We start from the raw sequence: 19334 nt of genomic DNA on the forward strand, positions 1-19334 counted from the left end.
TTATGTCCTACGCAGCATAGGAGGAAAACCCGATTGCGCTGGTTATGCGACGCCCCAGCGCATCCAGTGCTGGACGGCTCCCGCAACGAGCTGCACCGCCATCGCGGCGGCCAGCAGACCCATCACTCGGGTGACCAGGTTGAGCCCGTTGTCCTTGAGCAGGCGGCCGATCACCGCGGAGAAGCGCAGCGTCAGCCAGGTCAGCACGAGTGCCGCCGCCAGTGCCAACGCCACCTCCAGCACCGCGAAGACGCCGGCGGCCTTCTCCATGTAAAGCATGGTCGCGGCAATGGCGCCGGGTCCGGCCAGCAGCGGCGTGCCGAGCGGGACGAACGCGACGGCGCCGCTCTCCGCGTTGGCTCGGTTACGTGCGCAATCCGCCTTCAGCAGATCGAGTGCGATGAGCGCGAGCAGCACCCCACCGGCCACCTGCAGCGCCTGCAACGAGATGCCCAGGGCATCGAGCAACCCGTTGCCGAGCACCGCGAACACGGCGACGATGCCGGCCGCGACCAGGACGGAGATCCTGGCCGTACGGCGGCGCGCCACCGGGTCCTGGCTCCTCGTGAGCGTGAGGAAGATCGGGATGGCCGCCAGCGGGTCGAAGATGACGAGCAGCGTGACGAAGGCTTGGACGAACAGCGACATGGCATGCCCCACGGAAAAGGACGAAGGGTCCCCGTACTCTCAGCTGACGGGGATGGACCGGATTCCCGTGGGCTCGCAGGGCACGGTCCAGCGCAGCCATGCCGCGCCACCGCCGTACCCGTGCCTGTTCATGCCCGCGCAAACTGCCACGTGGGTGTGCGCTATTCCCTTGATCTAGATGCGGAGGCCACGAACATCGGCAGCGCCAGGAACATACGTCGGATGCGGCGGAACGGCGCGCTCCATGGTCGCGGAGCGCATCTCTCCATACCCCGCGCCACACGTATGAGTCTGAGCCGGGCTCTTCGAGGGCGGCGTACGGCGCCTCAGAAGCCAATGACTACTATGACCGATGGTAGATAGAGGCTTCCTGTGAGCACGCCACCGGGCGGGTATGGAGGAGACCATGACGACCGGGGATGCCAAAGATCGCAGCACGGCGGTTCTCGATGTGAGCGGCCTGCAGTGGGCCTCCGAGCAGAACGTCGTGCGTGCCGCCCTGAGTCGCCGCTCTGGAGTGATCGAGGTCGAGGTGAACCCGGTCGGGCAGACCGCCACCGTGCTGTTCGACCCCAGGGCCACATCCTTGGCCGAGCTTCGCCGCTGGGTACAGGAATGCGGCTATCACTGCGCGGGCCAGTCTGTGCCATCGCACGTCTGCGATCCCATGACAGAACCCGACCCACCAGGTGGCGAGCACGCCCTCCGCCCCGCTTCGGCCGTCCTGGAGCCCGCTGCCGAACATGGAGAACGTACAGGGCACGAGGCCGGTCCGGCGCCGCACGAGATGATGGGGCACGGGGGCCACGGCGCCATGTCGATGGCGGCCATGGTGGCCGACATGCGTAACCGGTTCCTGGTGGCGGCCGTGCTGTCGGTCCCGATCCTGATCTGGTCGCCGATCGGCCGCGAGGTGCTGGGACTGGACGTACCGGTGCCGTTCGGGCTGCGCGAGGACGTGTGGGCGCTGCTGCTCAGCCTGCCGGTGATCTTCTACTCGTCGTGGATCTTCTTCGACGGCGCCGTACGGGCGTTGCGGGCGCGCACGCTGGACATGATGGTGCTGGTCGCCGTGGCGATCGGGGCGGGCTGGCTCTACTCGCTGTACATCACACTGACCGGCGGCGGCGAGGTGTTCTACGAGGCCGCGACCGTGCTGGCGGCGTTCGTGCTGCTGGGGCACTGGTTCGAGATGCGGGCCAGAGGCGGTGCCAACGACGCGATCCGCGCGCTGCTGGACCTGGCCCCGCCCATGGCGCTGGTGATCCGCGACGGCGAGCAGGTGGAGATCCCCACGGCCGAAGTCGTGGTCGGAGACGTGCTGCTGGTCCGTCCCGGCACGAAGATCGCTGTCGACGCCGAGGTCATGGAGGGCGAGAGCGAGGTCGACGAGTCGATGGTCACCGGCGAGAGCCTGCCGGTGCACAAGGCCCCGGGCTCCGCGGTGGTCGGCGCGACCATCAACAAGAACGGTACCTTGCGGGTACGGGCCACCAAGGTCGGCGCCGACACCGCCCTGGCCCAGATCGTCAAGCTCGTCCAGCAGGCCCAGAACTCCAAGGCCCCAGGTCAGCGCCTGGCTGACCGGGCGGCGTTCTGGCTGGTCCTCGTCGCACTCATCGGCGGCGGGCTGACGCTGGCGGCCTGGCTGCTGGCGGGCGCGGCCACCGGAACGGCCATGCTGTTCGCCATCACCGTCGTCGTGATCACCTGTCCCGACGCGCTCGGCCTGGCCACCCCGACCGCGATCATGGTGGGCACCGGCCTCGGCGCCAAGCGCGGCGTGCTGTTCAAGAACGCCATGGCGCTGGAGACCTCGGCCCACATCCAGACCGTGGTCATGGACAAGACCGGCACCCTCACCAGGGGCGAGCCCGAGGTCACCGATGTGATCGCCGACGGGCTGGAGGTGGCGGAACTGCTAAAGCTGATCGCCGCCGTCGAGCGGGAGTCCGAGCATCCGCTGGCCGAGGCCGTGGTCCGGTACGCCGACGCGCACGCTCCTGGCGTCCTGCGGGCCACCAGGTTCGAGAACGTCCCAGGTCACGGCGCGACGGCTCAGGTGGACGGGCGCCGGGTCGTGGTGGGCAACACGAAGCTGATGCAGGTCGAAGGCATCGACCTCGGCCTGCTGGCCTCCCGGCGCGAGGAACTGGCCGCGGGCGGGCGTACCGCGGTCATCGCCGCCGTGGACGGGCGTGCGGCCGGGTTGATCGCTATTGCCGACGCTCCTCGCGACAGCTCAGCGGCTGCGGTGGCCGCGTTGCACGAGGCCGACATAGAGGTCGTCATGCTGACCGGTGACAACGAGGCCACCGCCCGGCGGATCGCCGATCAACTCGGCATCGACACGGTGATCGCCGAGGTGCTGCCGGGCGACAAGGCCGCCAAAATCGCCGAACTGCAGAGCGGCGGCCGTAAGGTCGCGATGGTCGGCGACGGCGTCAACGACGCCCCGGCCCTCGCGCAAGCCGATCTGGGCATCGCGATCGGCGCCGGGACCGACGTCGCCATCGAGACCGCCGACGTGGTGCTCATGCGTTCCGACCCGCTCGACGTCCCGACAGCGCTGGCCATCGGCCGCGGCACGCTGCGCAAGATGCGGCAGAACCTGGGCTGGGCCATCGGGTACAACACGATCGCGCTGCCGATCGCGGCCGGCGTCTTCGAACCCGCCTTCGGCCTCGTGCTGCGACCGGAGATCGCCGCCCTGTCAATGTCTGGGTCGAGCTTCATCGTCGCGGTCAACGCACTCGCCCTCAAAGGGCTCCGCCTGCCCCGCCCTGCCGCTGCCGGAGACTGAGCGCCGACGTGGCTGCGACCCACCGCTGGGCGCCGGCCCGGTCGCTACTACACCCCATAGTCAAGTGCCTTATGTACAGGTCAGGCCAGACGCCTATGACGGGATGCCGGGCACATCGACCAGCCACTTTTCCTCAATACCCCATACCCGTACAATCTTGGCTTCACGACTAAGGAGCATCATCATGGACCACAGTGGTCACCATCATCCGTCCTCCGAGCCCGCTCTCTCAGCGGAGCACGAGCACGCTCACCATGCGACTGGACCGGCCGGGCACGATCACCATGCCCCGCCCATGGCCACGTGGGGAATGGCGGCGCAGGCGACGCTGCACTGCCTGACCGGGTGCGCCATCGGCGAGGTGCTGGGCATGGTCATCGGCACCGCCGTCGGCCTGTCCAACCTCGCCACGGTGGTCCTCGCAGTGGCGTTGGCCTTCGTGTTCGGCTACGCGCTGACCATGCGTGGCGTGCTGCGCGCCGGGGTCGACTTCCGCACCGCGCTGAAGGTGGCGCTGGCCGCCGACACCATCTCCATCGCGATCATGGAGATCCTGGACAACTCGGTGATGCTGCTCGTGCCCGGCGCCATGGACGCGGGCCTTGCCAGTTGGCTGTTCTGGGGAGCGCTGGCCGGGTCGTTGCTGGTGGCCTTCGTGCTGACGACACCGGTGAACAAGTGGCTGATCTCACGGGGCAAGGGACATGCGGTGACGCACCAGTACCACCACGGCCACTGAGGACTGCCCACGGAGTGGCCCGCGTCATGTTGGCGCCGTGTCCGGTGTGGCGGGAGAGAACGCGGGCTGGGGTCTCGCAGATGTCAGCGCAGTCGAGGTCAGTGCGGTTCATAGATCTCCGAAGCGCACGCTGCGATCCCCGCCCGGCGATCACGCCCCTTACATGAGTTTGTCCGGGGTGATGGGGAGAGAACGGACGCGTTTGCCGGTGGCGTGGTGGACGGCGTTGGCGACGGCTGCTGCGACACCCACGATGCCGAGCTCGCCGATGCCCTTGGCGCCGAGCGGCGTCTGCGGGTCCGGCCGGTCGACGAAGCGGATGTCGATGTCGGGCACGTCCGGCTGAGTAGGCACGTGATACTCGGCCAGGCTGCGGTTGGCGATGAGGCCCGTGCGCTCGTCGAGCAGGGTCTCCTCGGTCAGCGCCATGCCGATGCCCATGATGATGCCGCCGCGCATCTGGCTGGTCGCCTGTTTCGGGTTGACGGTCCGGCCGCCGTCGAACGCGCCGACCCAGCGCGTGACGCGCGTCTCTCCGGTGTCCTCGTCCACTCGCACCTCGCAGAAGTGCGCGCCATAGGAGTAGGTGCCGCGCTTGACGGTCTGGTACGGCAGCGCCGACTTGCCTTCCACATCCATGGCCTCCAGCCCGGCTCTGGCCAGGATGCGCTCGTAGCTTTCACCCCCTCCCGAGCAGAACAAGCCGCCGCCACGGGTCTCGACCTCCTCGAACGACCGTCCCGCCAGCGGCGAGTCGGTGTCGCGGACGAGTTTGAGCAGTTCACGGACCAGTTTGTCCCGAGCGGACCAGATGGCCGAGGCAAGGGTCGTGGTCGCGGCGGAGGCGCCGGGGATGCGGGTCCTGGCCACGTCGGAGTCGCCTTGTTCGAAGCGCACCCGGTCGAGGGGCAGGCCGAGACGATCGGCCGTGGCCTGGCTCTGCGCGGTCGAGGTGCCGGCGCCCAGCTCGTTGGTGCTGCTGCGGATGGTCACGGTCCCATCGGCTGAAAGGCGCAGCTTTACCCCGGCGATGAGTACGGCGTCGGGGTTGATCGCCGCGGCCATGCCGTACCCGATCAGCCATCGCCCGTCCCGCATCGCCCTGGGTGTGGGCGTGCGCTGTGACCAGCCGAACCCGTCGGCACCGAGGGCGTACGCCTCGCGCAGGTGGCGGCTGGTGAAGCGGTTTCCGCTGGTCGGGTCGCGTTCGGGCTCGTTTCGGAGGCGAAGTTCGAGTGGGTCGAGGCCGAGTTTCCAGGCCAGTTCGTCCATGGCGGATTCCAGTGCGAAGGAGCCGGGCGCCACGCCGGGGCCGCGGAAGAAGGCGTTCTGGATGCGGTCCAGGCGTACCACTTGCTGAACGGTGCGGAGGTTGGGGCAGGCATACAGATGGCGGGAGGCGATGACGGCGGCCTCGGCGAACTCGTCGGTGCTGCACGACGACAGGGCCTCGTGCTCGAGCGCGGTGAGCCGCCCTTCGGCGTCGGCGCCGAGCGAGATGCGGCTGCGGGTCGGGGCCCGGCCGCCGGTCATGGCGAACATGTCGGCGCGCGAGAGGACGAGCTTGACGGGGCGGCCGGTGAGCTTGGCCGCCGCCACGGCGAGGGAGACGTGTGGCCAGGCCGTGGTCTTGCTGCCGAAGCCGCCGCCGATGAAGGGTGCCAGGACGCGTACCTTCTCCTCGGCCAGCGAGAACTTCTTGGCCAGCATCTCCTTGACCCCGTAGGGGTACTGCGAAGTGTCATGGACGGTGAGCCGATCGCCCTCCCACTGGGCCAGGGTGGCGTGCGGCTCCATCGCGTTGTGGTATTCGAGCGGGGTGGTGTACTCGGCCTCGATGGTGGCCGCCGCGTGGGCGAGCGCGGTGCGGGTGTCGCCGATTCTGGTCGCGGGCTCTTCCAGTACGGCGTGCGCGGGCGTGAACGGTTTCCCGTCGGCCATCGACAGGGCGGCGGGGTGTTGCCGGTAGTCGGCGTGGATCACTGAGGCCGCATGCCTGGCCTGTTCCAGGGTTTCGGCCACGACGACCGCTATGGGCTGGCCGTACCAGAAGATTTCGTCGGTGTTGAGCACGGGCAGGCTCATCGCGGCGGCGCCGAGCGGGCCCTGGAGGGTGGCGTAGGCGGAGGTGCGCTTCATCGCGGGCGCGTTGTAGTGGGTCATCACCAGCAGCACGCCGGGCGCCGGAGGGATGTGGATGGTGGTGATGCGGGCTCTGGCGACGGTGCTGCCCACCACGACGGCGTAGGCGAGGCCAGGCGGTCGGTGGTCCGCCACGTACTGGACGGCGCCAGTGGCCTTGGCGTGGCCGTCAAGTCTGTCGGCGGGGCGACCGAGTTCGGCGCGGTGGTGAGCTAGCGGGTCGGGCCTTCCGTCGGGGAGGAGTCTGGCCAGTTTGCCCATCACCTTGCCGGCAAAAGTGAAGCCGCGCGCTGCGAGGCTCATGAACGGGCTCCTTTCAGCGCTCGATGGATCAGGCGCCTGACCAGTTCGGGCTTGAACGCGTTGTGGCGGAGCGGGCGGGCGTCCGCGAGGGCCTGCTCGGCCGCCTGGCGGAGGAGATCGTCGTCGAGTGACGTGCCGGTCAGCAGCCGTTCAGCCTCGTACGCGCGCCACGGCTTGTGCGCCACCCCGCCCAGCGCCAAGCGAACGGAGGCCGCCAGCCCAGCCTCCATGCGGACCAGCACGGCCACGCTGACCAGAGCGAAGGCATAGCTGGCCCGGTCGCGGACCTTGAGATAGGCCGAGTGGCCGGGGAGGGCGGGCGGCAGGTCGATCGACATGATCAGCTCGCCGGGCCGCAGCACCGTCTCAACGTGCGGAGTGTCTCCGGGGAGGCGGTGGAAGTCCACCAGCGGTACGGGGTCACGACCGGCGATGTTGACCACGGCGTCGAGGGCGGCCAGGGCCACGCACATGTCCGACGGGTGAACGGCGATGCAGCCCTCGCTGGCGCCGAGGATGGCGTGCATGCGGTTGAACCCGTCCAGGGCGTCGCATCCGGCGCCCGGCTCGCGTTTGTTGCAGGCAGAATGCTGGTCGTAGAAGTAGCCGCAGCGAGTGCGCTGCAGCAGGTTGCCACCCACCGTGGCCCGGTTGCGCAGTTGCGGCGAGGCGCCGTTCAGGATGGCCTGGGCCAGCACCGGGTAGCGATCGCGGACCCGGCCGTCGCTCGCCACCCGCGTGTTGCGGGCCAGAGCGCCGATCCGCAGCCCGCCACCTGGCAGGTCCTCGATCTCGGCCAGCGGCAGCCGGCTGATGTCCACCAGCCGGTCGGGCGTCTCGATACCCGCACGCATCAGGTCGACGAGGTTGGTGCCGCCCGCCAGGTACTTGGACTCAGCGGTGGCCACGCCGATGGCCGACGACATGTCGGTGACGGTGACGTATGAGAAGGGCTTCACCGGCTGACCTCTCTCACGGCCGCGAGGATCCCGTTGTACGCGCCGCACCGGCACAGGTTCCCGGCCAACCGCTCCCTGATCTCGGCGTCCGTAAGCCCCGGCGCGCCCACGGCACTCGGCACTCCGGCCTCGTACTCGGCGAGCATGGCCACGGCGGAGCAGATCTGGCCCGGCGTGCAGTAACCGCACTGCAAGGCGTCGTGACGCACGAACGCCTCCTGCATCGCCCGACCCGCCTCGGCGAGCCCCTCGATGGTCGTGATCTCCGCGTCCTCGCACTGCACGGCGAGCACGAGGCAGGAGTTGACCCGCTCACCGTCCAACAACACCGTGCAGGCACCGCAGGCGCCCTGGTCGCAGCCCTTCTTGGTGCCGGTCAGGCCGAGGTGCTCACGTAGACAGTCGAGCAGGCTGACACGGGTGTCGAGCTCCAGCTCGTGACGGTGGCCGTTCACCGACAACCGTGCCTTCATGTACGTATTGCCAGGCACCAGACCCCTCCGAGTCCGAGCAGGCGTCCGGCTCGGGCCGGCGCGTTGGGCGTGCAGGGATGGCCGACGTCGTGGAGGACGGCGGTGGCGAAGTGCTCTTCGATGGTGATGACTTTCACAGGACACTCCTGGGCGGCTCAGTGGAGATGGACGCCCTCGGGCATCTGCGCCTTGCCCTTCGGGACGAGCACGATCGCGATGAGGACGGCGATGAGCGCCGTGGCCGCCGCCACCCCGTACGCCGTGGAGAAACCGCCGGCCGTGCCCGTCTCGATGCCGCGCGCGGCGATGGTGGACACGACCGCGACGCCGACCGATCCGCCGACCTCATGGAAGGTGTTGACCACTCCGGAGGCGAGCCCGGCCTCGTGGTGGGAGACGTACCCGAGCGCCGTGGTGGTGGCGGCCACGAACGTCAGGACGATCCCGCCCGCACCGATCGCCAGGCCCGTGACGACCCAGGCCGTGCCGTCCACCAGGGCGAGGACGGTCGTGCCCACGGCCGCCAGCAGCAGTCCGCCGGCGGCGGCTCCCCGCGCGCCATGCCTGTGGATGACATGCCCGGCCAGGTGCCCACCCGCCCCGCTCATGAGCGCCACCGGCACGAACAGCACTCCGGTGACCAGAGCGGACATGCCCTGCACCCGCTGCAGGTAGAGCGAGCCGAGGAAGACCATGGCCAGCAGCAGCGCCGTGCCGGCCAGCATCAGGAACGCACCGGTGGCGACCGGGCGACGGGCCAGGATGCGCACGTCCATCAACGGCTCGGCGGTGGCCCGCTCGACCACCGCGAACAGGACGTATCCCGTCAGGGCGCCCCCGAACGCCAGCAGGGTCGAGGGCGATCCCCATCCGGCATCGCCCGCGTTGACCAGGCCGTAGATGAGGGCCGCGGTCGATCCGGTGGCCAGCACGGCGCCGGGCAGGTCAACGCGCCGCCGCCGCGCCGGACGGTCCGCCGCCACCATGCGGGGCAACAGCAGCAGCACGGCCAGCCCGACCGGGACGTTGATGAAGAACACCCAGCGCCAGCCGGGCCATGCGGTCAGCAGCCCGCCGAGCAGCGCGCCCGCCGCGAATCCGGCCCCGCCGAGCGCGGCCCACGCGCCGAGCGCCTTGTTCCGTTCGGCGCCGTGGAAGGTGCGGGTGATGGTGGCCAGCGCGGACGGAGACAGCAGCGCCGCGCCCACGCCTTGGGCAAGCCGCCCCCCGATCAGTACGGGGCCGCTGGTGGCCATGCCCGTGACCAGCGAGGCGACGGTGAACAGCGTCAGCCCGGTCAGCAGCATCCGACGGGAGCCGAAGGCGTCGCCGAGGCGGCCACCCAGCAGCATGAGCCCGCCGAAGCACAGCGTGTAGGCGGTGACGGCCCAGGTCAGCCAGGTGCGGTCGAGGTCGAGGCCGGAGCCGATGCTCGGCAGCGCCACGTTGATCACCGTGACGTCCAGGATCAGCATGAACTGGGCAACGCAGAGCAGCACGAGAGCGGTCCATCGCCGCGGGTTCGGCGGCGCGTGGATGCCGGCGTCAGTCACGAGAATCTCCTAACTCGAACATGCTTGTACGAGTTACTGTAGCCGCAGATCCCCAAGAACTTGAACATGAATGTACGAATTAGAGCTACTGTGGACGCCTAGCCCCGACCCGCCGCCCTGCCGAGCCCGCTCTACCTGAGACGCTCCGTGAGATGCCGACCGCCCTCGACCAGCACGCTCCATGCGCCGCGCGACGGCCGTCCCCAGGCGGATTTGCGCCAGCTCTGTGGCGGAGTGGCCACACGGATGCGCGGCGGCGTTCTGCATCGTCAGCCGGCGCGGCGGCGATGTCGACCTGCCGCAACGGACCCTCGTAGAGTCGCATCGACGGACCCGGTCGGCTGCCCGGTGGCCGGGCAGCCGACAGTGACGCCTAGAGCCGCTTGAGGATCTTCCTCATCTGCTCCACCTCGGCCTGCTGGGCGGCCTCGATGGTCTTGGCCAGTTCCTTGGCCTCCGGATTGGAGCCCTTGGACTGCTCGGTATGCGCCATCTCGATCGCCCCCTCGTGGTGCGCGATCATGAGCTGGGCGAACTGCCTGTCGAACGCGGTGCCCTTGGCGTCCGCCAGCTTCTTCATGTCCTCCTCGGACATCATCCCGGGCATGTCATGTCCCATCCCGTGGTCCATGTCACCGGACGGCATCGGCTTGCCCCAGGCCGTGAGCCAGCCCTGCATGGTCTGGATCTCGGGGTCCTGAGCCGCCTTGATCTTCGCCGCGAGGTCCTTGATCTCCTTGTCCGACGCCCGCGTGTCAGCCAGATCGGCCATCTCGACCGCCTGCTGATGGTGGGGGATCATCATCTGCGCGAACATCACGTCCGCGTCGTTGAACGTCGCGCTCGGCTGGGCACTCGCCGTTGTGACGGCGCTGGACGTGGTGGACATGTCATGCCCGCCCATGGATGCGCTGTCCGTGCCACCGCACGCGCTCAGCAGAGCCAGCACAGCGCCCGACGTAACCACGACGGCGGAGAATTTCCTGATATTCGTGAACATGGTTGTCTCTCTGGTGAATGACGTACATGAGCCGACATCTCGGACAACCGGGAGGTCGTCCGCGGACGGTTCGGCCTATGTACGCATCACCGAGAGCCCAGCCAGGGTGGGCGCCAGGCGGCGTGGCGGCGGCCTGGCCACCCCACCGACCCATGGCGCCCTCCCAGGTGACCCACCCGGCCACCGGCGTCCCGCGGCCCACGTCGCCGCGATCAGCAGGGCGAGAATCGAGGTCAGCACGGCCAGGCACACAGCACTCGGGTCAAGCCAGGGCATGCTGGGCGCGTTCGCAGCCGAAGCCGCCCCGGCGGGCTCCGCGCCGCCATGTGCGCTTTGGTCCATGAACATGAGCGCGTACGAGCCGAAGGCGGCGGTCTCGCCGTGATGGGAGCTGAGGTGCCCGAGCGTGTGCATGCCCCAGACCCCCAGGACCAGCATCACCGGCAACAGCCACCGCAGGCAGGGAAAGGGCAGCCGCTGGACCAGCCCGTCCATGCGCCCCCTCCTCACAACATAACGCCAGCGCCGCACAGCCACCCGCACGACTACGCCCAATAGTAGCGAAAGACATGTAGCGGAACGGTCAGCCCTGCGCCGGACCGCACAGAGCGGCATGCCACCATCCGGCACTCCACCAGAGGTCAGGATCCGCCATCGAAAGCATCCTTGACACATACCCCCAGGAGGTATATATCTCTTCTCCTATACCCCCTATGGGTATATGAACAACAGTCTGGAGAGTGTCCAATGTCCGCACCATCACCACGGCGCTGGGCGGCCCTGGCCCTGATCGCCACGGCGCAGTTCATCGTCATCATGGACACGTCGATCATCGGCGTGGCCCTCCCCCGCATGCAGGAGGACCTTGGTTTCTCCCAGGAGAGCCTGTCCTGGGTCTTCAACGCCTACGTCGTCGCCTTCGGCGGCCTCCTGCTGCTCGGCGGTCGCCTGTCGGACCTGTTCGGCGCCCGGAGACTGTTCGGCACCGGCTGGCTCGTCCTGCTCGCCGGCTCACTGGTCGCCGGCGTCGCCCCCGAGGTGTGGGTCGAGTTGACCGGCCGCGCCGTGCAGGGCGTCGGCGCGGCCCTGATCGCCCCGTCCGCGCTCACACTGCTGATGATGCTGTTCGGCCACGACCCCAAGGAGCTCACCAAGGCCCTCGCCCTGTACGGCGCGGCCGCTCCGGCGGGCGGCACCGCCGGCGTGTTCCTCGGCGGCGTCATCACCGAGTACCTGAGCTGGCCCTGGGTCTTCTACATCAACATCCCGATCGCACTGGTCGCGCTGCTCGCCACCGGTCCCCTGATGCCCGCCGCCCCGCCTCGACGCGGCACCATCGACGTCATCGGCGCGCTGACCGTCACCGCCGGTCTGGGCGCCGCGGTCTACGCCATCGTCCGCGCTCCCGAGGTCGGCTGGGGCTCGGCGCAGACGTGGCTCGTGCTGGCCGGCGCCGTAGTGCTGCTGGGCGCGTTCGTCACCATCCAGGCCCGCCGCCGGGAGCCGCTCATGCGGCTGTCGATCTTCCGCACCCCGAACCTGGCCGCCGCCAACCTGACCCAGCTGCTGCTCGGCGGGGCCTGGATCCCGATGTGGTTCTTCCTCAACCTCTACCTGCAGCAGGTCCTCGGCTACAGCGCCTTCCCCAGCGGCGCCGCGCTGCTGCCGATGACCGTGCTCATCATGCTCGGCATGATCGTCCTGGCTCCCCGGACCATCGGCCGGTTCGGCCCCAAGGCGACCACTGTCACCGGCCTGGCCCTGCTCGCCGTGGGGATGGCCTGGCTGTCGCTGATCAGCCCGCAGGGCAGCTTCGCCGTCGACGTGCTGCCCGCCAGCCTCGTCGCCGCACTCGGCATGTCGCTGGCCTTCATTCCCTCCCTCGGCACCGCCATCTCCTCAGCGCGCCCCGAGGAGGGCGGCCTCGCCTCCGGCATCGTCAACACCAGCTACCAGGTCGGCTCGGCCCTCGGGCTGGCCGCGATGACCGCCGTCGCCGCCGCCAACGGCTCCGGCCAGCTGGGCAACCTGCCCGCGCTCACCAGCGGCTTCTCCGCCGCCTTCATCGGAGCCGCCGGTATCGCCCTCGTCGGCGCCCTGCTCGCCGCGGCAACCCTGCGCACGCGCGGGACCGTACACACCGAGTCCGCCGACGAAACCGCCGCCACGCGGAGCTGACCCAACGGCCGCCGCATGAAAGGAGAGCCCCCATGTCCGTACACACGCTCACCGGACGCCTGGCAACCGCCAGAGAGCCGCACCGACCACCTGGACGACCACCCGGCCCTGATAGACCTGGACCTGGATGAGATCGCTGACGTGACCGCGCCCGGCTCCCGAAACACGGGAGCCGGGCGGCACGGCTATCCCGGATAGTAAGTCCCGCCGACTGGCGCAAATTGCCGCTAACAGGCTAGCCACTCTCTTCACTTCTGTACTATTTCGCCCCAGGTTGGAGATTTACGAGGAGGCGTCGTAGTGGCCGTGCCGGCAAGGCTTGGGCAGACAGTAATGGCCATGGCGCTGACCCTGGTCGCATTGGCCACCTACCCCGGTGCCGCCGTCGCCGATCCCTCGCCCGCCAAGGCCAGGGCCAAGCTGGTGAAGCTGAACGAGCAGGCCGACCAGGTGGTCGAGCAGTACAACCAGGCCACCGAGGCGTTCAAGAACGCCAAGAAGAAGTACGACGCCCTCAACGCCGAGCTAGGCCGCAAGGACGCCCGCGCCAACGCGCTGCGCGAGGAGCTCGCCCGGCTGGCCGTCAGCGACTACCAACTCGGCCCCCACCGCGGATGGGAACAGTTCACCGGCCAGGCCGACCCCCAGACCATCCTGAGCACCATGGCCTCCGTCCAGGCTCTGGCGCAGGCCAGAGTGGCCAAGATCCGCGCCTACGAGGCCGCCACCAAGGAACTACGCGACCGGCGGAGCGAAGCCAAGACCGTGCTCGAAGAGGCCGAGACCGCACGCGGGAAAGTTCGTGACGAGAAGGCCAAGATCCAGAAGCTGATCGCCGAGCAGACCAAGCTCCTGCGGAGACTGGGCGGCTTCACGACCGGCGACCCCAACAGCGTCGGCATCCCCTACACCGGCCCGGCCTCCGGCAACGCCCGCGCCGCGCTCCAGTTCGCCTTCGCCCAGGTGGGCAAGCCCTACCGGTACGGCGGCACCGGCCCAGGCTCCTACGACTGCTCCGGCCTCACCCAGGCCGCCTGGCGCGCGGCGGGAGTCGCGCTGCCCCGCACGACCTGGACCCAATGGGGCTGGGGATCCGACCGCCGCGTCCCACTGAACGCGTTGGAGCCCGGGGACCTGCTCTTCAGCAAGGGGCTGGGACACATGGGCATGTACGCCGGCAACGGCAAGATGGTCCACGCGCCCCAGACCGGAGACGTCATCAAGGTCGTCGACCTCGACGACTACTGGCGCACCCGCCTGCTCGGCGCAGTCCGCCCCTAGCACTGGCCTGCCCGCGGCCCCATCATGACTCCCCGACGGCGCGGGACTCCACCACCTGCCATCGGCAGATCTTCTTGGAGACCAGGCCGGCCCCGATGCGCTGGTAGAACCGCTGTGCCGCCACATTGGTCTCGGCGACCTCCCAGCGGATCACCTTGCCGTCCGAGACCTCGGAGACCGCCCGCATCAACCGCTCCCCCACCCCGTCGCCGCGCTCCCCGGCGCATACGTAGAGGTCGTCCAGCGCGAGATAGTCGCTGCCCGACCACAGGCTGACCCTCTCGAGCCAGGACACGTAACCGATCGCCCGGCCATCCCGCTCCGCGATCAAATAGCAGATCTCAGGGCGCGTGAGCAGCTCCCCCAAGCGATCGATGCTCACGGCGATCGCGGAGCCCTGACTCTGGTGCCCAGCGAGCTCACGCATCAAGCCATGAACGATCGCTGCGTCATCAGCCGTCGCGCGACGGATCGACACCATGGTGAATCCCCTTCTCAGCCGGTGGGCGGGATGTGGCGCAGCTGGAGCAGCGCCAGAACCGCCGCGCCTCCAGCGATGACCGCCGCGATGACAGCCGCCACGTTGAGCCCGCCGGCGAAAGCCTCACGAGCGGGGGCGAGCACCGCCGCGGCAAGCTCGCCGGGGAGCCCCTGTGCCGCCGAGACCGCGCCGTCGAGGCTGTCGCGGCTGGCCGCGACAGCCTCTGGTGGCAGGCCGCCAGGCAGCTCGCCGCTGATCCGGGTGCGGTAGACGGCGGCGCCGACGCTGCCGATGATGGCGATGCCGAGCGAGATGCCCAGGTCGCTGCAGGTGGTGGCGAGCCCGGAGGCCGCGCCCGCCTTCTGCGGCGGCACCGAGCCCACGACGAGGTTGGTGGTCAGCGCCATGGACGGCGCGACGGCCGGATAGAGCACCATGAAGCCCGCGACCAGCAGCGGCAGCCCTCCGACCGCGCCGACCTGGGTGAGCATCAAGTAGCCGATCAACTGGACGGCCAGCCCGCCCGCGATGAGATATCCCGGGCGGACCCGCCGTACCAGGACAGGGGAGACCGTGGAGACCAGCACCAGCAGGGCCGCCCCCGGCAGCACCCACAGTCCCGCCTGCAGCGGGGACAGTCCCTCCACGAGCTGCAGGTACTGCGTGACCAGCAGGTACACGCCGCCGAGCGCGATCGCCGCCAGCAGGAAGACGCCCAGCGCGCCGCTGACCGCACGGTGGGCGAACAACCGCACGTCCAGCAGCGGCTCCGGCAGCCGCAGCTGGCGCAGTACGAACCACACACCGAATCCCAGCCCGGCCACGATGCTCACCAGCGCCGTCGCGAGCGTGCCGTCCTTGCCCAGCTCCTTGACGCCGTAGACGATGGGCAGCAGCGTCGCCAGCGTCAGCGCCACGCTGAACAGGTCGAGCCGGCCCGCAGCCGGGTTACGGGTGTCGGGCAGCAGCAGGAGAGCGCCGATCGCCACCACCACCATGACCGGCACGGCCACCAGGAAGGCCGCGCGCCAGGAGAACGTTTCCAGCAGCGCCCCGCCGAGCACGGGACCGAGGCCGGTGCCCACCGAAATGCCGCCCGACCACACACCGACGGCCACGCCCCGCTGCCGCGCGTCGGCGAACGTGGCGAAGATCAGCCCCAGGGTGGCGGGCATCTGGGTGGCGGCCGCAACGCCCAGGACGGCCCGCCAGAGGATCAGCAGAGCAGGGTCGGAGGTGTTCGCGGCGGCAAGCGAAACGACGGCGAAGCCGACCGCGCCGGCGATCAGCAGCCGGCGATGACCGATCCTGTCTCCCAGCGTGCCCATGGTGACCAGCAGCCCTGCCATCAGGAACCCGTAGATGTCGATGATCCACAAGGTCTGGGTGCTGGTCGGCCGCAGCTCCGCCACCAGCTGGGGAACGGCCAGGAACAAGATGGTGAGCATCATGAACAGCAACATGGCGGGCAGGACCAGCACCACCAGCCCCAACCACTGCTTGAGACCGGCGCGCCGGCCGTCGTCGACATCCGCGGATGACATGAACGTGTTCCTTTGATGAGTTCTGAGAGTGAGCCGTCCGGCACACTCCGCGGTTGACGATGTGCTCTCAGAGAGAAGGGCGGAGCTGGGGTTCGGCCGACATCGTCATGACCCGCGAGGGAAGTGACGTCGTCAACGTTAGAAAGGCCCGAGCGGCCGCCGAATCAGTGAAATCGCCGGTCTCAGGCCGGTCGGCCGGCGAGGACCAGCCGCATGAGCTCGGCCCGCGAGGCGATGCCGGCCTTCTGGAAGACCTTGCGCAGGTGGTAGTCCACGGTGCGCGGGCTGAGGAACAGTTGCGCGGCGATCTCCCGGTTGGTCAGTCCCTCTCCGACGGCCAGCGTGATGCGCAGTTCCTGCGGGGTGAGCGTGTTCAACGTGTCCGCCTCAGGCATGCGGGTCCGGGCCGACTCCCCGGTGGCGCGCAGCTCACCCAGCGCGCGGTCGGCCCAGGCGAGCGCGCCGAGGCGGCGGAAGGTCTCCGCCGCGGCACGCAGGTGTTCCTGGGCCTCGGAACGTCGCCGCTCACGCCGCAGTTGCTCGCCGAACAGCAGTTCCGTCCGGGCGTGCTCCAGCGGAGCGTCGGACATGGCGTGCAGCCGCAGGCCTTCGGCGTAGTGGACGTCGGCGCCGCCGTCGGTGCTGATCAGCGCCCGGCAGCGGGCCGTGAGGGCACCGAGCTCCGGTGAGGCGATGCGTTCCGTCCAGTGTGCGTAGCGGGCCGTGGCAGCGGCGGCGCGATCCCGCTCGCCGGCACGGACCAGGGCTTCGACGAGGTCGGGGACGATTGCCATGGCCAGGTCGGAGGGCGTGTCGGCGTCCCAGCCGCCGACCGACTCGAAGTGCCGCGCCGCTTCGCGATGCCTGCCCGCGACCAGCTCGATGAGCCCGAGCGCCCGCCTGGCGTAGAACCTGGCGTCGGCCAGGTCGCGGTCGCTCGCCTCGGCCAGCACGTCGGCGGCCAGCTCGCCGGCGTCCGGCCGCCCCCGGATGGCGGCGCACAGCGCGAGCAGCCCTCGGTTGCGGCAGGCCGTGTTCGGCTGGCCGACCTCGGCGGCGAACTGGCAGCCCTCCTCGGCGTGGGCCTCGGCGAGCTCCAGCCTGCCGCGCGAGAGCTCATCAGCGGCCTGGTACTCGAGGTTCCACGCGAGCGCGCCGAGTGAACCGCTGTTGCGCGCCAGCTGCCCGGCATTGCGGTACAGGCGCCTGCTCAGCTCGTGGTCGCCGAGCGCGCGAGCGATCGACCCGGCCAGGGTCATCATGATCGGATCAGTGAGCGACTCGACCGCTGTGCGGTCGCGCACCACCGGTCCTGGGTCGCGGCCCGTGCGTGCCCGCCCGGCGGCCCGGAGGAGCAGCAGCACCGCGTCCTCCGGGTCGTCCGGCGCCGGCGTGATCTCGTCGAGCCAGCCGGCGAGGTCGGACCAGGCCTGCGGCCGGTCGGCGCGGACACCGAGGTTGCCGTACATCGCGACGGTCGGGGTGAAGCGGCGCCGGTCGATCCGCAGCGCGCGCGGGATCCAGGGCTTGATGAGGTCCATCGCGTCCTGCGGGGAACCGGCGAACTCGGCCACGACGGCCCGCATGACGGCCACGGCGATCCGGTCCGTCTCGTCCAGGGAGGTCTCGCGCTCAGCTTGGTCCAGCAGTTCGGCAGCCGCGGCGGTGAACCCGCCCTGTGCGGCGGCGTGCGCGGCGCTCCACAGCCGCCGTCCCCTACCCGGGCCGTCAATCGTGAGGTCGGCCGCCCGCGACAGCGCGGCCATGGCCGCGGCGGGGCCCCCGCGCAGGGCCGCCTGTTCGGCCGAGCGCTCGAGCCGGTCGGCGGCGTGCTCGTCGGGCCCGACGGCGGCCTGCCCGAGGTGCCAGGCGTGGCGGTGCTGGTCGGCCGGGGTGTCGAAGGCCGCGGCGAGGGCACGGTGGATCGCGCCGCGCCGGTTGCCCGTGGCGCTGTGGTAGACCGCGGATCGGATCAGCGGATGCCGGAACACCAGCCGCGTCCCGTCGTACGTCAGGATCTCGTCGAGTTCGGCCCGGTGCAGCGGGTCGGTGGCGAGCCCCAGGGACGTGGCCGCCTTCTCGATGGTCTCGACGCTGCCCGAGCCGTCGGCGGCGATCAGCTGGAGCAGCGGCAATGATCCGGCGTGCCGCGCTCGGATCCTGTCCAGGAACGACCGCTGCAGCCGATCGGTCATGGCCGGCGGCTCATGTGTGCCCTCCGGCGGGATCCTGCTTCCGGCAAGCTCGAGCAGGGCCAGGGGATTCCCGCCGGTGACGGTCAGCAGGCGGTCCCGCTCGCCCTCGCTGAGCCGCCGCCCGCCTGCGCGCTCGGCCAGCAGCGCCCTGGCCGCTTCGGGCTTGAGCCCCATGAGCGGGATGCGGCGCAGGTCGGGCAGGTCGGTGCTGTGGCCTTCGTCGGCGCGCGCGGCCAGCGCCAGTGCGATGGGCTCGTCGTCCAGCCGGCGGGCGACGAACGCCAGGGTCTTCAGCGTCGGCCGATCCGCCCAGTGCGCGTCGTCGATGACGCACAACACCGGCTTCTCGCCGGCCGTCAGGGACAGCAGCGACAGGGTCGACAGACCCACCAGGAACGGATCGGGTGGCGCGCCGTACGCGCGCCCGAACAGGACGCGCAGGGCCTGCGCCTGCGGTCCCGGCAGCTCGTGGGCACGCCCGAGCACGGGGAGCAGGAGCTGATGCAGCGTCGCGTACGCGAGCTCGGCCTCCGGCGCGACACCGACCGCGCGAAGCACCCGGAACCCGGCGGCCCGCTCCAACGTGTGTGACAGCAGCGCGGTCTTCCCGATCCCGGGCTCGCCGTGCAGTATCACCCCGCCGCCGCGTCCCTCGGCGGCGTGCCGCAGCAACGACTCGAGCAGTTGGCTCTCGTCGTCTCTTCCCAGCACACGCCGAGCATAGAAAGCACCGGCACCTGTGAACAACGCGGGCGTATCATCCCCCAGGACCGGCGATCTCGCCGATGCGGCGGGGAGACGGGCCTCATGGCGTCAACCGCATCACCCTGACCCGTGGAATGGTGCACGTTCACAATAGGAACGCCAGAATACTTCGCCCCATCTGTGTCGGCGGCCCCCAAATTTTTACCAAGTCCCACAACCCCTACAGGCACGGCGCTTCAGTGCCGTTCAGTGGCCGGCATCCGCGAATCCAATTTGCCCTATTTGCGCTATCTATGGACATATGTCTATCTTTTGCCTCATCGCGACATA

General features: G+C 69.7%; 15 protein-coding genes. 4 read left to right on the forward strand and 11 right to left on the reverse strand.

Features of this window, described 5'->3' with window-relative positions; genetic code table 11:
* Window positions 1-42 precede the first annotated feature (42 nt).
* Window positions 43-648 carry a MarC family protein gene (locus tag ACIBVN_RS32235; protein ID WP_397142825.1) on the reverse strand — a complete coding sequence of 202 codons (606 nt, stop codon included), beginning with the start codon at window positions 646-648 and terminating at the stop codon, window positions 43-45.
* 406 nt (window positions 649-1054) lie between these two features.
* Between ACIBVN_RS32235 and ACIBVN_RS32240 the strand changes: the two genes are divergently transcribed.
* Window positions 1055-3451, forward strand: coding sequence for a heavy metal translocating P-type ATPase (locus ACIBVN_RS32240; protein ID WP_397142827.1), 2397 nt, complete (start codon window positions 1055-1057; stop codon window positions 3449-3451).
* Between the two features lie 295 nt (window positions 3452-3746).
* Window positions 3747-4190 (forward strand): DUF4396 domain-containing protein, encoded by a 444-nt coding sequence (locus ACIBVN_RS32245; protein ID WP_397142829.1) that lies wholly within the window; start codon window positions 3747-3749, stop codon window positions 4188-4190.
* A gap of 159 nt (window positions 4191-4349) precedes the next feature.
* Here the strand turns inward: ACIBVN_RS32245 and ACIBVN_RS32250 are convergent, their stop codons facing one another.
* The 7 genes from ACIBVN_RS32250 to ACIBVN_RS32280 all read right to left on the reverse strand — a co-directional run bounded on the left by ACIBVN_RS32250 (window position 4350) and on the right by ACIBVN_RS32280 (window position 11115).
* Window positions 4350-6635 (reverse strand): xanthine dehydrogenase family protein molybdopterin-binding subunit, encoded by a 2286-nt coding sequence (locus ACIBVN_RS32250; protein ID WP_397142831.1) that lies wholly within the window; start codon window positions 6633-6635, stop codon window positions 4350-4352.
* Window positions 6632-7594 (reverse strand): FAD binding domain-containing protein, encoded by a 963-nt coding sequence (locus ACIBVN_RS32255; protein WP_397142833.1) that lies wholly within the window; start codon window positions 7592-7594, stop codon window positions 6632-6634. Before ACIBVN_RS32255 ends, ACIBVN_RS32250 begins: the two co-directional genes overlap by 4 nt.
* Window positions 7591-8067, reverse strand: a complete 477-nt coding sequence (locus ACIBVN_RS32260) for a (2Fe-2S)-binding protein (protein ID WP_397142835.1) — start codon at window positions 8065-8067, stop codon at window positions 7591-7593. Before ACIBVN_RS32260 ends, ACIBVN_RS32255 begins: the two co-directional genes overlap by 4 nt.
* Entirely contained in the window at window positions 8064-8204 is a 141-nt protein-coding gene (locus ACIBVN_RS32265) for a hypothetical protein (protein ID WP_397142837.1), read from the reverse strand. The genes ACIBVN_RS32260 and ACIBVN_RS32265 overlap by 4 nt, the downstream gene beginning before the upstream one ends.
* 18 nt (window positions 8205-8222) lie before the next feature.
* Window positions 8223-9620 (reverse strand): MFS transporter, encoded by a 1398-nt coding sequence (locus tag ACIBVN_RS32270; protein ID WP_397142839.1) that lies wholly within the window; start codon window positions 9618-9620, stop codon window positions 8223-8225.
* A gap of 373 nt (window positions 9621-9993) precedes the next feature.
* Window positions 9994-10620 (reverse strand): DUF305 domain-containing protein, encoded by a 627-nt coding sequence (locus ACIBVN_RS32275; protein WP_397142841.1) that lies wholly within the window; start codon window positions 10618-10620, stop codon window positions 9994-9996.
* 75 nt (window positions 10621-10695) lie between these two features.
* A complete protein-coding gene (locus tag ACIBVN_RS32280) occupies window positions 10696-11115 on the reverse strand; it encodes a DUF6153 family protein (protein WP_397142843.1) in 420 nt (139 codons plus the stop codon).
* A gap of 252 nt (window positions 11116-11367) precedes the next feature.
* Between ACIBVN_RS32280 and ACIBVN_RS32285 the strand changes: the two genes are divergently transcribed.
* On the forward strand, window positions 11368-12798 hold the full coding sequence (locus ACIBVN_RS32285; RefSeq protein ID WP_397142845.1) for an MFS transporter: 1431 nt from the start codon (window positions 11368-11370) through the stop codon (window positions 12796-12798).
* 339 nt (window positions 12799-13137) lie between these two features.
* Window positions 13138-14079: an NlpC/P60 family protein gene (locus ACIBVN_RS32290; protein ID WP_397142847.1), complete on the forward strand. Its 942-nt coding sequence runs from the start codon at window positions 13138-13140 to the stop codon at window positions 14077-14079.
* A gap of 22 nt (window positions 14080-14101) precedes the next feature.
* Here the strand turns inward: ACIBVN_RS32290 and ACIBVN_RS32295 are convergent, their stop codons facing one another.
* From ACIBVN_RS32295 to ACIBVN_RS32305, 3 genes are all read right to left on the reverse strand, one after another.
* Window positions 14102-14506 (reverse strand): GNAT family N-acetyltransferase, encoded by a 405-nt coding sequence (locus ACIBVN_RS32295; protein WP_397142849.1) that lies wholly within the window; start codon window positions 14504-14506, stop codon window positions 14102-14104.
* A gap of 68 nt (window positions 14507-14574) precedes the next feature.
* On the reverse strand, window positions 14575-16104 hold the full coding sequence (locus tag ACIBVN_RS32300; protein WP_397142851.1) for an MFS transporter: 1530 nt from the start codon (window positions 16102-16104) through the stop codon (window positions 14575-14577).
* A 182-nt stretch (window positions 16105-16286) separates the two neighbouring features.
* Window positions 16287-19010 carry an AAA family ATPase gene (locus ACIBVN_RS32305; protein WP_397142853.1) on the reverse strand — a complete coding sequence of 908 codons (2724 nt, stop codon included), beginning with the start codon at window positions 19008-19010 and terminating at the stop codon, window positions 16287-16289.
* Window positions 19011-19334: the final 324 nt, after the last annotated feature.

It is taken from the genome of Nonomuraea sp. NPDC049400 (assembly GCF_044466425.1).
In the GTDB taxonomy this organism is placed as follows: Bacteria; Actinomycetota; Actinomycetes; order Streptosporangiales; family Streptosporangiaceae; genus Nonomuraea.